Genomic DNA, 13,238 nt, shown 5'->3' on the forward strand with positions numbered 1-13,238 from the left:
GCTTTCGAAATTCAGGATAAAAATTATATAGTTGTTTGCTCCACTAAAATTTGTCGATGGTAGTGGAGCAGGGCTGATTCGAGTGTCGTTCTCTCCGAGTTCTCTCAAACGTGCAATTTCGGTCACTTTTTGATGATTTTCCGAGACTCCTTGTGGCTCTAGGAAAAGGCGATGGAAAACGCCGAAACCCTTGATAATATAAGGCTTTTCGCAGTTTTTTGGTTCCCCTAAAGGGACATACTTTCCGCTTGCTTCCCTTTAGCGCGCAAGTTTCAGGTTCCAGTGGGCTAACCCCCCGTGGAGGTTCGAGTCCTCTCGACCGCACCATACTTCCAATCCAAACTCTTCGAATTTTATTCGTTGAGTTTTTTTGCTTTTAGAGTCTTGCGGAGCATGCAAAGATGCTTCGACACGAGCCGCTAGTTAAAGACGGAATAGTAGCCATTCGGAAGAAATAAAATAATCTCTATATGTTAAAATTGGAACGAATCGGGCTGCCTAACCTTACCAAGAGACACGCAATCACTGCGCAGGTTCCCGGCTGTTGCCGGTCCGGGCTAAAGGTTGTCCCGTTTTTGCGCAATATGCGCCATCTGGACGCGAGGGGGACTTGACCCCGTGGGGCATCCAAGTTCTCAAGATTCGTAACGGTAAGCTTACGCACCTCCATAACTTCATAGATTTCGAATTATTCGCTCGGTTTGGATTGCCGACAAGGTTGGATGCGTAACCGACTTTGGGATTAACCGATGATTTTTCAACTGCCGATTCGTCTATCTCTCGGAATCTTTAATAGAATCCAATTAATCGAGTTGGGAGTTGAGTACAGGATGGGGAACGTCATTCTCACCATGCAATTATCCTTGAAGCCGGTAGAGAGGATTGGATTTTGCTATAATACGGATAGGTAACCAAATGACGCCGTATTCACAAGGAGAAGAACATGAGCCGTTATCCCATCGATATTGAACGATTTCACGACACGCTTCTTAGGCTAAGAGGAATAACAGCTGTTGAGAGCGGAGTCGAAAACCTAGAGCCGATCGATCGGGAGATGCTTGGTTCCAGCTCATGCGCCCATCTTCCTCATGCCGCCCTGCTGCGTACCGACGGCGGGCTGAAGCAGGAAGTGCTGCTCCAGTTCGAGATAGCCTTCGACTATTCTCGGGACAGCCTGCAATCCATCGAGTTTCTAAGCTGGTTTGTCCGGGACTGCGCGCGGAGCGGAACGAAGGTTCAGCTCAGACCCTTCGCTCTTCCGCCGGCAAGTCCTATGGGAAGGCAGCTTGGAACGACGCTGAAATGGCATATGGATCTATTCATCGATGGAATCGAGGAGAGTCTGGAGCCCGCGTTCGCGACGGTCCGCCAGCTCCATCATTCCTTGGAGACGGCGATTCGCCTTTACGATATCCCGCTGGGATCGGAGACGGACCGCCGGTAAACCCGGATTCGGTCGGCACGCCATCCGCAGCCGTCGATAGGACACAGGAACCCCGCCCGCATGAAGGGCGGGGTTTTTCCTGCTTTCCTTTGTCATTTTTACAAACTATGTCACTGACGTTAATCGGGCGCAAATAGATCAACTTTATAGTGACAGTAGGCAATAAACAACAAGAATCGGGACACATCCCACATGATCAGAACGGGGGACTGGAGAAATTGATGAACGTTGGGTCGAAGAAACGCGGAGTGGCGGCGCTGATGCTGGCGTCGTTCCTGTTGGTGGCGTCGGCTTGCGGCAACTCGAAGAATGACAATGCCGCGAACGGAAGCGGCAAGGAGCTGTCGCTGACCGAGATCGAAGCGAACGCGAAGACGGAAGGCTCCGTCGTCAGCGTCGGCATGCCGGATACGTGGGCCAACTGGAAGGACACCTGGGCGGACATGAAGACGAAGTACGGTCTCGACCATACCGACACGGATATGTCCAGCGCCGAGGAGATCGCCAAGTTCGAAGCGGAGAAGGACAAGCCTACCGCGGACATCGGCGACGTCGGCATCGCGTTCGGGCCGGTCGCGGTCGACAAGGGCGTCACGCAGCCGTACAAGACCTCGTACTGGGACGAGGTTCCGGAGTGGGCGAAGGATAAGGACGGCCATTGGATCGTCGGCTATCAAGGCACGATCGCGTTCATGACGAATACGAAGCTCGTTCAGAACCCGCCCAAGAGCTGGGAGGACCTGAAGAACGGCGATTACAAAATCGTCGTCGGAGACGTCACCAAGGCGGCGCAAGCCCAGATGGCGGTGCTGGCCGCGGCCATCGCCTTCGGAGGCGACGAGAAAAACATCGAGCCGGGCCTCGCGTTTTTCGAAGACCTCGCGAAGCAAGGGCGCATCGCCAACGTCGAGGCGTCGCTGGCCAACATCGAGAAGGGCGAAGTGCCGGTTACGCTGCTGTGGGACTTCAACGCCCTGAACTACAGCGACCAGCTCGGCAAAGACCAATACGCCGTCGCCATCCCGAAGGAAGGAAGCGTCGTGAGCGGGTACGCGACGATCCTCAACAAGTACGCCCCGCATCCGAACGCGGCCAAGCTGACGCGGGAATATATTCTCAGCGACGAGGGCCAGATCAACCTGGCGAAGGGCTACGCCCGGCCGATTCGCGACAGCGTGAAGCTTCCGGACGACGTGCAGGCGAAGCTTCTGCCGAAGGACGAATACGCGAACGCCAAGCCGGTCGGCGATTACAAGGCGTGGGAAGAGACGTCGAAGTCGATTCCGGAGCAATGGCAGAACCGCGTTCTCGTTCACATCAACTAAGCGAATCGGTCGCGCGCGAAGCCTAATTAGTCTACACGGTTACACGGTGCGCCTTCGTCCATGCGTCGGGGGCGCCCGTTCTATTCCACAGGATCAGGGAGAGTGGAGGCATGAAGCTCAGAGGCCGCTGGATGCTGCTGCTCGGACTCGTCCCCTTCGCCGTCATGGTGCTGGCGTTCCAGTTCGTGCCGGTTCTGGCGATGGTGACGAGCAGCTTCTCCAAGGCGGGCGGTTCCGGCTTGACGCTCCAGCATTACGATAAGATTTTCCACAGCCCCTTCTATTTGCAAGCTATCAAAAACAGCCTCTTGATCTCGGCCTGGTCCAGCCTCGCCGGCATCGCGGCCGGGCTCGTCTGCGCCTATTCCATCTCGCGGTTCGCGCCGAAGATCCGGGACCGGCTCCTGCTGCTGTCCAACATGACCTCGAACTTCGCGGGCGTGCCGCTCGCCTTCGCCTATATTATTCTGCTGGGCAGCAACGGCGTGTTCACGCTGCTGTTCAAGCAATGGGGCTGGAGCGTATTCGGCGGCTTCAACCTGTACAGCTGGTCCGGCCTCGTGCTCGTCTACGTCTACTTCCAGGTGCCGCTGGCCCTGCTCCTGCTGTATCCGTCGTTCTACGGCATTCGCGACCAATGGCGGGAAGCGGCTTCGCTGCTCGGCGCGACCCGCTGGCAGTTCTGGAGAACGGTCGGTCTGCCGCTTCTTACGCCCTCCATCTTCGGAACGCTCGGCATTCTGTTCGCCAACGCGATGGGAGCTTACGCCACGGCGTACGCGCTTGTCGGCGGCAATTACAACCTGCTCGCCATCCGCATCGGTTCCCTGGTCGCCGGCGATATCGTGAACCAGCCGGAGCTCGGCAGCGCGCTGGCGGTTCTGCTCGCGCTGTCCACGCTGCTGGCCGTCTGCCTGAACCACTTCATGGCGAAGCGCTCGCTTCGGTTCACGGCCAACGCCGCGTCGGCGCCGAAGCCGGACGGCAAGCGCCGACGCCAACGATATTCGCCGGACGGCCAAGCGGCCGCCCTTCCGAAGGAGGCGCTCCGATAATGGAGACCAGACAAGCGGGTTGGACGCACCGCGTCCTGATGCTGCTGCTCATGGTCTATCTGCTGCTGCCGCTGCTCGCCACGTTCCTGTACGCCTTCGCGACGGAGTGGCAGACGACGGTGCTGCCGCAAGGGTGGACGCTCGAATGGGTCGGCAGCATGTTCGAAGATATCCGATTCGTCGAAGCGCTGTGGACGTCGCTCTATCTGTGCCTCATCAGCGTAGCGCTAAGTCTTGTCGTCATGCTGCCGGCCGTCTTCGTCATCACGGTCTATCTGCCGAGATGGGAGACGCTCATGAAGGGACTCGTCGTGCTGCCCTACGCGGTGCCCGGCGTCGTAGCCGCCGTCGGCCTCATCCGCACGTATTCGTCGCAGCCGTTCGACCTGGCCGGCACGGCTTACCTGCTGATCGGCGCTTACTTCGTCGTCATCCTGCCCTACATGTACCAGGGGATTCGCAACAGCCTGCTCACCGTCTCCGCCGTCGAGCTGCTGAACGCCGCCGAATTGCTCGGCGCGCGGCGGGTCCGGGCGTTCGTGACGATTATTCTGCCGAACATATGGCCGGGCGTGATGGTGTCGACCTTGCTCAGCTTCTCGGTGCTGTTCGGCGAATTCGTGCTGACGAACATGCTCGTCGGCGGCCACATTCAGACGATTCAAGTGTATCTGTATCGGCGGGTCGGGGAGAGCGGACACCTCGCCAGCGCGATCGCGATTACTTATTTCCTATTTATCCTAGCGATCTCTATGGTTCTTATGAAGCTTGGCAAAAAAATGAGCGGGGAGGTGCGCGGATGAGCGCGTCTTATTTGGAACTGCGAGGCATAACGAAACGGTTCGGCGGAGCGGCCGTCCTGGACGGCGTCGACCTGTCGATCCGGGAAGGGGAGCTCGTGACGCTGCTCGGCCCCTCGGGCTGCGGCAAGAGCACGCTGCTTCGCTGCATCGCCGGATTGACGGAGCTGGACGGCGGGCGCATTCGCCTGAATGAGCAGGAGATTACGGATATGTCGCCGCGCAACCGCGAGGTCGGCATGGTGTTCCAGTCCTACGCGCTGTTCCCGAACTTGACGGTCGCGGGCAACATCGAATACGGGCTCCGGATGCGCGGAATCGGCGCGAAGGAGCGGGCGAGGCGGTGCGAGGAGCTGCTCGCGCTCATCGATCTGGAGCCGAAGCGCGACGACTATCCGCAGCAGCTGTCCGGCGGGCAGCAGCAGCGGGTCGCGCTCGCCCGGTCGCTGGCCGTGCAGCCGAAGGTGCTTCTGCTCGACGAGCCGCTCAGCGCCCTCGATGCCAAGATCCGCAGAAGCCTGCGGACGGAGATTCGCGAGATCCAGAAGCGGATGAACATGACGACCCTCTTCGTGACGCACGATCAAGAGGAGGCGCTGACGATGTCCGACCGCATCTGCGTGATGAACGAGGGTCGCATCGTGCAGGACGGAACGCCGGAGACGATCTACGCGTCGCCGCGCACGGAGTTCGTCGCCCGGTTCATCGGCAGCTACAACGTGCTCGCCCGCGAGGAGGCGGCGAAGCTGTTCGGGGACGGCATCGGCGCGGCCGCGAGCTTCGCGCTTCGTCCGGAGTCGGTGAAGCTGCTGCCGGAGGGGGGCGGACAGGACCAAGAGGCAGCCCCCGCGAATACGAGAAGAATCGTCGCGGCGACGGTCGACAACGTCCACGTGCTCGGCAACGTCATCCGCTACTTCGTAAGCGCGGAAGGCGTCAGGCTGACGGTCGACAAGCTGAACGACGGGCAGTCGCCATGGGGAGGAGCGGGCCGAGGAGCCGTCAAGCTCGCTCTGGATCCGTCCCAACTGCTGGAGCTGGAGGGAGCGTAACGATGTCGATCTCGTCGGAGCAGCGGAAGAAGATCATTCTCGAACGGCTGCGGCTGGAAGGGCAAGTGAAGGTGTCCGACCTGTCCTTGCGGTGCGCGGTGTCCGAAGAGACGGTCCGGCGCGACCTGCTGCAGCTGGAAGAAGCCGGGCAGGCGAAGCGGGTGTACGGCGGGGCTATTCTGGAGAAGCGGACGAGCTACGAGCCGCCGTATTTGCTCCGGCAGCAGGTCCGGGCGAAGGAGAAGGCGCTGATCGGCAGCCGGGCCGCGGCGCTTATCGCCTCCGGCGACACGATCGCGATCGACGTCGGCACGACGACGCTCGAGCTGGCCAAGGCGATCGCCGAAGTGGAGCGGCTGACGGTGCTGACGAATTCGATCGCGGTCGCCTACCATCTGATGGAATCGCTGAACGAGGGGAGGTTCTCCGGCCAGATCATCGTGATCGGCGGACAGCTGAACCCCGAGCAGCAGTCGCTGTCCGGCACGCTCGGGGAGCAGATGATGGCCCAGTTCCGGGTCGACAAGGCGCTCGTCTCCGTCGGCGGGCTGTCGATGAAGCGGGGAATCAGCGATTACGATCTGAACGAGACGCTTGTGTCGAGACGAATGATGGAGGCGGCGGCCCAGACGATCGTGCTCGCCGACGACTCCAAGTTCGACAAGGAAGCGTTCGTCGAGATCGCCCCCATTCGCAGCGTGAACGCGATCGTAAGCAATTCGCCGCCGCCCAAGGATTGGACGGCCGTTCTGAAGAGTCACCATATCCAATGGATCGAAGCGAGGGGGAACTCATAATGGACGTTGCGGGAATGGGAGAGCGGCAAGAGAAGAAGCTGGCCGTCGTCGTGCTGGACGGACTGCGTTACGACGCGGCCCGCCGCTGGCTCGGCTACCTGGAGCATCTGGTCGAGAAGGAGCGGGCGATCTGCTATTCCGTCCTGTCGGAGCTGCCGAGCCTGTCCCGGCCACTCTACGAAGTGCTGCTGACCGGCGTTCCGGCTTGCGAGAACGGAATCACGAGCAATCAGGTCGTCCGGCTGAGCCGGGAGCGCAGCGTGTTCCATCTGGCTTCGGAAGCGGGGCTCCGCACGGCGGCCGCGGCTTATCACTGGGTCAGCGAGCTGTACGTGTCGGCTCCGTTCAACCCGGCGGCCGACCGTCATCTGCACGACGGGACGAAGCCGATCCGGCACGGGATCTTCTACTTCGAGGACCACTATCCGGACAGCCATCTGTTCGCGGACGCGGAGCATCTGCGTTCCGCCTACGACCCGCATTTTCTCTACGTACACTCCATGAATATCGACGACGCCGGGCACAAGTTCGGCGGCGAGAGCAAGCAATATGAAGGCGCCGTACGGATCGCGGACCACCTCCTGGCCCAGCTGGTGCCGCTGTGGGTGTCCGCGGGCTACCGCGTCGTCGTCACCTCCGATCACGGCATGAACGCGAGCGGGCAGCACGGGGGAACGGACGAAGCGGAGCGGCTCGTTCCCTTGTACGTGATCGGAGAGCGCGACTTAACGCCCTCTCCGGGAGATAACCGGCGGGAGCCGCTGCCGCAGCTGGGCATGGCCTCGTTCCTGTGCCGCCTGCTGGGGCTTGAGCCTTCGGCGGCGATGGCCAGGCTTTGGTTCTGACAAACCGTCAAACGGCAGAGATGCCGGTTTTTTATTTTTGTACGGCCGGCACCGTTGCGCGTTTCCGCAACAAGGTTGCGTGAACTACGGATTCCGACCTCGAACGCCCGTGTTATCGTGGAGATCGACAAACGATAACACGAGGTGAATGGAAGTGCGTAATCCGACGATCCGCAAGCTTTCCTCCTTTTTCCACAAGTCCGATCCCGAGTACGAGGCGTTCCTTCGCAAGCACGAGGCGAAGTCGCGGGGGCAAATTCTGTGGTACTTGTCGCTCGCCGTCTTCCCCGGCGTTCTGATGTACGTGCTGATCTATCCGCTGCGGGAGACGCTCGCATCGTGGACGGGGTTGTCCAGCCACTATCTTCAATTCGCGATTTTGGCGTTAATGGCCTCCGGCTGGCATATTCTTTTCCCTCTATTGATGCTAAGGTATAAGGATAGGCTGAGCTTCCGAGATTCCCTTCGCTATCTGGGATTTACCCGGCCGGATGCCAAGGGATTGCTGCTCGTGCTGCCGGTCATTACCGTGCTGTTCACGGCTCTGTCCCTGCCGTACATGAAGTACGTGTTCCCTCCGCTGAACGAATGGCTGGACGGGATTCCGGCGCTGCATATGGGCGAATGGCACATCTACAACCAAGGTTACTACGACTTCCCGTGGCCGCTGCTCGTTATCGGACTCATCGGGAATTTCATCGGGGAAGAGATTTATTTCCGCGGGTATCTGCTTCGGAAGGTCGGGGCTCTGAGATACGACTGGCTCGTCATCAGCGTTCTGTTCCAGTTCTATCATATGTGGCAGGCGCCTATGAATTGGGCGTTCATCCCGCTTGCCCTCATCATCCCCTGCGAGATCCTGATCAAGCTGCGGAAAAATATTTACGTAGCGATTATATTCCATCTTTTCATCAACATGCTGTGGGGCGCCATCACCCTCTATCTGGTCGGCGTGTGACCGATCGGAGCGGCATGGACGCTCAGGGAGGTTCTGTTGACGTTGTTCTCGAGAATCGGGCGGATTCCGGCGTTCCTCTTGGTCCTCGCCTTCGCAGGGATGGCCGTCTTCATCCACGCCTATTCGATCCGGTACCCGTACATCGGAATGGTATTGAAGCATGAAGGCGGGGAATGGCGGGTAGACAGGGTCGATCCTTCGGGCCAAGCGGGCGAGCAGCAGGCGGCGCCCGGAGATAAAGTGTCGACCATCGACGGAGTACCGGCTCCGGAACGCTTATCCGGCCAGGAGAAGACGTCCTTGCTGCGGGCCCGGTCCGTCGTTCTGGAACGATCGGACGGTTCCAGGCATGAGCTGGTTATCCGGACGGAGCCCGTCGACTTGTATCAAGCGGCGTTCTCCCTGGTTTTGGAAGGAGTGCTGATCGGCTTCGGCGTGCTGGCTGTTCGCAAGAACGGCGCTTCCCGCCTCGTTCGCCGTTTTTTCGTCTTGAACCTGGTCATGGCGTATGCGATCCTGACTTTAAACTCGACGGAGATGCTGCTGTCCGACTTCATTCTGATGATAGCCTCTATCTGGTTGCCTTATTTGCTGCTGTCGATCTGCATGGAGCTCGTCTTGCGGGCGCCGCCTCCCCCGGCGAGCCGGTTGCTGGCTGCATACCGGGTATTCTGCGTCGGCTTCTCGCTGTATGCCGTCTATGCCGTGACCGGAGACGAGCTCCCGGCCTTTATCCGGGAGACCGTTCATCTTGTGTTCATGTTCGCCTTGCTCCTGATCGTCTCTATCGTGACGCTCTATTGGAAGAAGCTCGGCCGCGTCGAGAGGAACCATGCGCTGGTGCTTGCCGCCGGCGTGCTGCTCAGCTTGCTTCCCTACGTATTCCTCTACGCGATTCCCGATCTGCTGGGGGAGAGCTACATTCTATCCGCGGAGTATTCCCTGATCGGACTCGTCCCCTTGTCGGGCACCCTGCTGTATGTGCTGGGAAGGCGCAGCTTGCTGGATATGCAGGTGTACATCTCCCGGCTCCTGATCCACGGCGCCTACTTCGGGAGCGTATTCGTCCTCTTCTGGACCGCGCGGCCGCTAGGGCCTATCTATGCATTCGGTCTGTTCGTCCTCTTGACGTACGCTTATCGCCGATGTCTGCAATGGTCGGCGCGGGGAGCGGAGCGGCGCAAGGAGTGGCTGGAGCGGCAGAAGCTGAAGCTCTCGATCCGTCTTGCGGAACAGCAGAACGTCCGGGATATTCTGCGCATGCTGGGGGAAGTCGTCCACAGCGCGATCGACGTCGAAGGCGTGTGCATCGTCTGGCGGGATGGAACGCAATCTCTCGCGCAGGGAACGGGCATTTACGAGAACCTGGATAGCTTGCAGGAGATCCAGGAGGCGAACCGGCTGGACCCGGAAGAGCTGGAGAAGCGCTTCGGCTTCGGCTGCGTCGTCCCGTTCGAGCAGGAGGAAGCTTCGGCGTTCGGCTTCCTGTGCATAGGACCGAAGCGGAACGCCTCTCTCTTCACCATGGAAGAACGGCGTCTGGTCGACGGTATCCGGCTGGAGGCGCTGCGGCTGTTGTCGAACGCCCGACAGCTCGCCGACTTAAGGAAGGAGTATCTGCGGACCCAAGCGCAGAACGTTCGGTTCGAACGGGACGTCAGCGATATCAAGAAGACGAACCGGATTCTGCTCGAAGCGCAGCAGTCGGAGCGGATTCGCACGTCTCATTTTCTCCACGATCAGATTCTGCAGAATCTCATCTTCCTCTCCCGGGATCTGGAGGATCTGGCCGATCAAGGCAAGGTGGAGGCGCAGCGAATAGGGGCGTGGCTCCGATGCGTCTATGATTCCCAGCGGGATATCCGCCTGTTCTGCGACGACCTGTATCCGCACATCGTCGATAAATCGGGGCTGAGAGAGTCGCTCCTCTGGCTGCTGCGGGCGGTCGGCGAGAGAGGCGCGCTCCAGACGGAGCTGATCTGCGACCAAGAGACGTTGGAGCCCATGGATCCGATCGTGAAGCACAATCTGTTCCGGATCGTTCGGGAGCTGACCCATAACGCGCTCAAACACGCGGAAGCGACCCGGCTCGAGATCCGTCTCGGGAAGGAGCCGGGGGGCGGGATTCGTTGCGCGGTGAAGGATAACGGACGAGGCTTCGATCCGGCCGCGCTTCATCTTCGGGAAGACGGCAAGGAGCCGGCGCATCTGGGGCTCGTCTCCGTCAGCAGCCAGATCGGCTACCTCGGCGGGGAGTGGGAGCTTCGTTCCGCGCCGGGCAAGGGGACGGAGATCGCGATCCGATTGCCGGCGAGAGAGGGGGAGATGGAGAGATGGAGTCTAGCGTGAAGGTCGTCTTGCTGGACGATCATTATCTGGTGATGGAAGGGCTCAAGAACCGCCTGCAGGAGGAATCGGACATCCAGGTCGTCGCCGCGTTCACCGATCCGCGCGAGCTGCTGAAGGAGCTTCCCCGATACGAGCCCGACGTCGTCATCATGGATATCTCCATGCCCCACATAGACGGGTTCGAGTTGACGATTCGGCTCAAGCGGGAGTACGGAAGCAAGCTGAAGATCGTTATCCTGTCCGGCTACGACTACGAGGAATTTTACCGGAAGGCGTACGAGGCGGGCGCAAGCGCGTTCCTGTCCAAGCAGGCCACGTACGGCCAGATCATCAACGCGATCCAGATGAGCCTGTCCGGCCATGTGCTCGTAACGGAGAAGTACGCCAGGCCCCAGCCGGACAAGCTGACTCCGACGGAGCGGGAGGTGCTGAAGGCGATCGCCAAGGAGAAGACGAATAAGGAGATTGCCGAGGAGATGGGCGTCAGCCAGAGGACGGTGGAGTATCACCTGGCGTCCATCAACCAGAAGCTGGGCGCGAAGACGCGGATCGGCGCCGTCGTCAGAGGGTACGAGCGGGGGATTCTCGGCTGGGGCGACGACGATTGAGCATCCCGCGAGCGATGTCGCGAAATACGATTCGTTAGATCGAAAAAATGCCGAAATTCGGCGAAACCGCGTCTCCTGAATTCGTTAGCCGCCTTTCCCCCCATCGAAACTGGAATGAGGTCGGTCTTCGTTTTTTTTGAACGAAGAGAATGACAGCGCGCGATCGATGAGGCATTATGAGGGAGTAGAGGCGTTTGAATGATCTTGCACAATGGAGGCTTTGGCCGTGAGCCACTCACAGATCCCGGAATGGGAGGAGTCCCGATTCCCGCTATACGCGGCTGACCGCATTCAGTCGCTATACGGCTCATCGAACCGGCCGATGCACGCCATCGACGAGGAGCTGACCGTCCTGATCGCGATCGCCGGGGGCGAGGGAATGCTGAAGGTCGGAGATAAGAGCTACGAGCTGACGGAAGGCAGCGCCGTTCTTCTTCCGCCTCGAAGCCGCGCCGCTCTGATCGCGAGCCGGCCTCGCCGGCTGCACGCCTACAAGCTGGCGATCGCAGCCATGGACCCTCCGAGGGGAGCGAGCTCGGCCGCCTTAACGAGGAGCAGCGAGGCGGTCTCCGGCTCAAGCGTCCTGTTCTTCCCTCGCGAGCCCGCGATCGTCGCCTGCCTGGAGGAGCTCTATATCCACCGGTCGCCCGAGAACGAAGCCCGGCACGTGCGCAATCAGATCGCGTTCCACCAGGTCGTTCTCCGCTTGCTGGAGAGGCAGCCGTCCGGGCACGAGGCGAACGAGCAGCCGTCGATGGAACGCAGCATCGCTTATATGGAGAACCATTACCAGGAGAAAATCACCCGGGAGAGGCTGGCCGAGATCGCCGGCGTAAGCCGGTCGCACTACTCCATTCTCTTCAAGCAGCGGACCGGCTTCTCGCCCAACGAATACTTGTCGCGGCTTCGCGTGAACCGGGCCAAGGAGCTGCTGCTCAACGGATCGGGCACTCTCCGCGAGATCGCGCAGAAGGTCGGCTACAAGGACGAATTTTATCTCAGCCGCCGGTTCAAGCAGCAGACGGGAGCGCCGCCTTCGGGCTTCGACCCCGGCTCGATCCGGCGCGTCGCCGTCTGGCTCTCGCCCTACGCCAGCCATCTCCAGCTGCTCGGCTTGGAGCCGGCCGTCCTCGTCTCGGACAGCGCCGAATACGTGAACGCGGACGGCCTGCGGCCGCCGGAGGCGATGAAGTTCGTGGGCGCCGGCCGTCCGCTTGAAGAAGCGAAGTCGGTCATGCGGGACAACGGCGTCGATCTCATTATCGCGGCGGGCGACCACTTGAGCCATCTGGGCTTGAACCCCGGGCGGCTGCGGGAAGTAGCGCCGGTCGCGGACGTCTCCTGGATGGAGATGGGATGGAAGGAGCATCTTCGGCAGATTGCGCGGTTGGTCGGCCGGAGCGACCGGGCGGAGAGGTGGTTGGCCGAATTCGAGCGGGAGGAGTCGGCGGCCCGCGAGCGGATGCGGCGAATCGCAGTCGCGGGCGAGACCGTCACGATTCTCGTCGTCAAGCCGGACCAGCTGCTCGTCTACGGAGCGCGCAATGTCGGGTACGTCATGTATTACGCTCTCGGCTTGCGCCCTCCTGCCGGAATCCGGCGGGAGATGGAGAGGCACGGGGAGCGATTCCATTCTCTCCCGATCGAGCTCTCCCGGCTCGGGGAGTTCGCGGGAGATCGGATTCTGTCGATCGTCTTCCCGGATGCGAGAGGCTCCGTCGCGCATTCCGAATCGGTGTTCCACTCCTCCTACTGGGACGAGCTGCCCGCCGTTCAACGTCATCAAACGCATTTTCTCGAGGTAGACGACTGGATTCCCTACAATCCGATCTCGATTCGCCTGCAGCTTCGCCGGGCCGTCGCCCTGTTCGCCGGCGATCAATAGTCCAAGCCCTTTTCCGAACAAAAAGGCATGGCCCGCCCGCCCATGCCTCTCTATAATAGATGGAGTAAATGAGAATGATTTTCATAATCACCATCTCGATCGCAGGGATCGTATAGGGAA

The 13,238-nt window shown here is 60.3% G+C and carries 11 protein-coding genes; all 11 read left to right on the forward strand.

Going from position 1 to position 13,238, the window contains the following annotated elements:
- The first annotated feature begins 943 nt into the window (after nucleotides 1-943).
- Nucleotides 944-1,444 carry a hypothetical protein gene (locus H7B90_RS27865; protein WP_185139176.1) on the forward strand — a complete coding sequence of 167 codons (501 nt, stop codon included), beginning with the start codon at nucleotides 944-946 and terminating at the stop codon, nucleotides 1,442-1,444.
- 221 nt (nucleotides 1,445-1,665) lie between these two features.
- Nucleotides 1,666-2,769 (forward strand): ABC transporter substrate-binding protein, encoded by a 1,104-nt coding sequence (locus tag H7B90_RS27870; RefSeq protein ID WP_185139177.1) that lies wholly within the window; start codon nucleotides 1,666-1,668, stop codon nucleotides 2,767-2,769.
- Nucleotides 2,770-2,879: 110 nt separating this feature from the next.
- The gene (locus H7B90_RS27875) at nucleotides 2,880-3,824 is read left to right on the forward strand and encodes an ABC transporter permease (protein ID WP_185139178.1); all 945 of its coding nucleotides are present in this window, start codon (nucleotides 2,880-2,882) and stop codon (nucleotides 3,822-3,824) included.
- Nucleotides 3,824-4,627, forward strand: a complete 804-nt coding sequence (locus tag H7B90_RS27880; protein ID WP_185139179.1) for an ABC transporter permease — start codon at nucleotides 3,824-3,826, stop codon at nucleotides 4,625-4,627. Before H7B90_RS27875 ends, H7B90_RS27880 begins: the two co-directional genes overlap by 1 nt.
- Nucleotides 4,624-5,676, forward strand: a complete 1,053-nt coding sequence (locus H7B90_RS27885) for an ABC transporter ATP-binding protein (protein ID WP_185139180.1) — start codon at nucleotides 4,624-4,626, stop codon at nucleotides 5,674-5,676. Before H7B90_RS27880 ends, H7B90_RS27885 begins: the two co-directional genes overlap by 4 nt.
- Before the next feature lie 2 nt (nucleotides 5,677-5,678).
- The gene (locus H7B90_RS27890; RefSeq protein WP_185139181.1) at nucleotides 5,679-6,473 is read left to right on the forward strand and encodes a DeoR/GlpR family DNA-binding transcription regulator; all 795 of its coding nucleotides are present in this window, start codon (nucleotides 5,679-5,681) and stop codon (nucleotides 6,471-6,473) included.
- Nucleotides 6,473-7,318 (forward strand): alkaline phosphatase family protein, encoded by an 846-nt coding sequence (locus H7B90_RS27895; RefSeq protein ID WP_260411280.1) that lies wholly within the window; start codon nucleotides 6,473-6,475, stop codon nucleotides 7,316-7,318. Before H7B90_RS27890 ends, H7B90_RS27895 begins: the two co-directional genes overlap by 1 nt.
- A 154-nt stretch (nucleotides 7,319-7,472) precedes the next feature.
- The gene (locus H7B90_RS33520; protein ID WP_185139182.1) at nucleotides 7,473-8,276 is read left to right on the forward strand and encodes a CPBP family intramembrane glutamic endopeptidase; all 804 of its coding nucleotides are present in this window, start codon (nucleotides 7,473-7,475) and stop codon (nucleotides 8,274-8,276) included.
- A gap of 42 nt (nucleotides 8,277-8,318) precedes the next feature.
- On the forward strand, nucleotides 8,319-10,625 hold the full coding sequence (locus H7B90_RS27905) for a sensor histidine kinase (protein WP_185139183.1): 2,307 nt from the start codon (nucleotides 8,319-8,321) through the stop codon (nucleotides 10,623-10,625).
- Nucleotides 10,610-11,233: a response regulator transcription factor gene (locus H7B90_RS27910; RefSeq protein WP_185139184.1), complete on the forward strand. Its 624-nt coding sequence runs from the start codon at nucleotides 10,610-10,612 to the stop codon at nucleotides 11,231-11,233. Before H7B90_RS27905 ends, H7B90_RS27910 begins: the two co-directional genes overlap by 16 nt.
- A gap of 226 nt (nucleotides 11,234-11,459) precedes the next feature.
- Nucleotides 11,460-13,118 (forward strand): helix-turn-helix domain-containing protein, encoded by a 1,659-nt coding sequence (locus H7B90_RS27915; protein ID WP_311772824.1) that lies wholly within the window; start codon nucleotides 11,460-11,462, stop codon nucleotides 13,116-13,118.
- Nucleotides 13,119-13,238: the final 120 nt, after the last annotated feature.

It is taken from the genome of Cohnella xylanilytica, assembly GCF_014212175.1.
Taxonomy (GTDB): Bacteria; Bacillota; Bacilli; order Paenibacillales; family Paenibacillaceae; genus Cohnella; species Cohnella xylanilytica.

Excerpts from the sequence above, each read along its gene's own strand:
- H7B90_RS27890 (WP_185139181.1), top strand. The coding sequence starts at position 5,679 with ATGTCGATCTCGTCGGAGCAGCGGAAGAAGATCATTCTCGAACGGCTG.
- H7B90_RS27910 (WP_185139184.1), top strand. The coding sequence starts at position 10,610 with ATGGAGTCTAGCGTGAAGGTCGTCTTGCTGGACGATCATTATCTGGTG.
- H7B90_RS27880 (WP_185139179.1), top strand. The coding sequence starts at position 3,824 with ATGGAGACCAGACAAGCGGGTTGGACGCACCGCGTCCTGATGCTGCTG.
- H7B90_RS27870 (WP_185139177.1), top strand. The coding sequence starts at position 1,666 with ATGAACGTTGGGTCGAAGAAACGCGGAGTGGCGGCGCTGATGCTGGCG.
- H7B90_RS27885 (WP_185139180.1), top strand. The coding sequence starts at position 4,624 with ATGAGCGCGTCTTATTTGGAACTGCGAGGCATAACGAAACGGTTCGGC.
- H7B90_RS27865 (WP_185139176.1), top strand. The coding sequence starts at position 944 with ATGAGCCGTTATCCCATCGATATTGAACGATTTCACGACACGCTTCTT.
- H7B90_RS27875 (WP_185139178.1), top strand. The coding sequence starts at position 2,880 with ATGAAGCTCAGAGGCCGCTGGATGCTGCTGCTCGGACTCGTCCCCTTC.
- H7B90_RS27895 (WP_260411280.1), top strand. The coding sequence starts at position 6,473 with ATGGACGTTGCGGGAATGGGAGAGCGGCAAGAGAAGAAGCTGGCCGTC.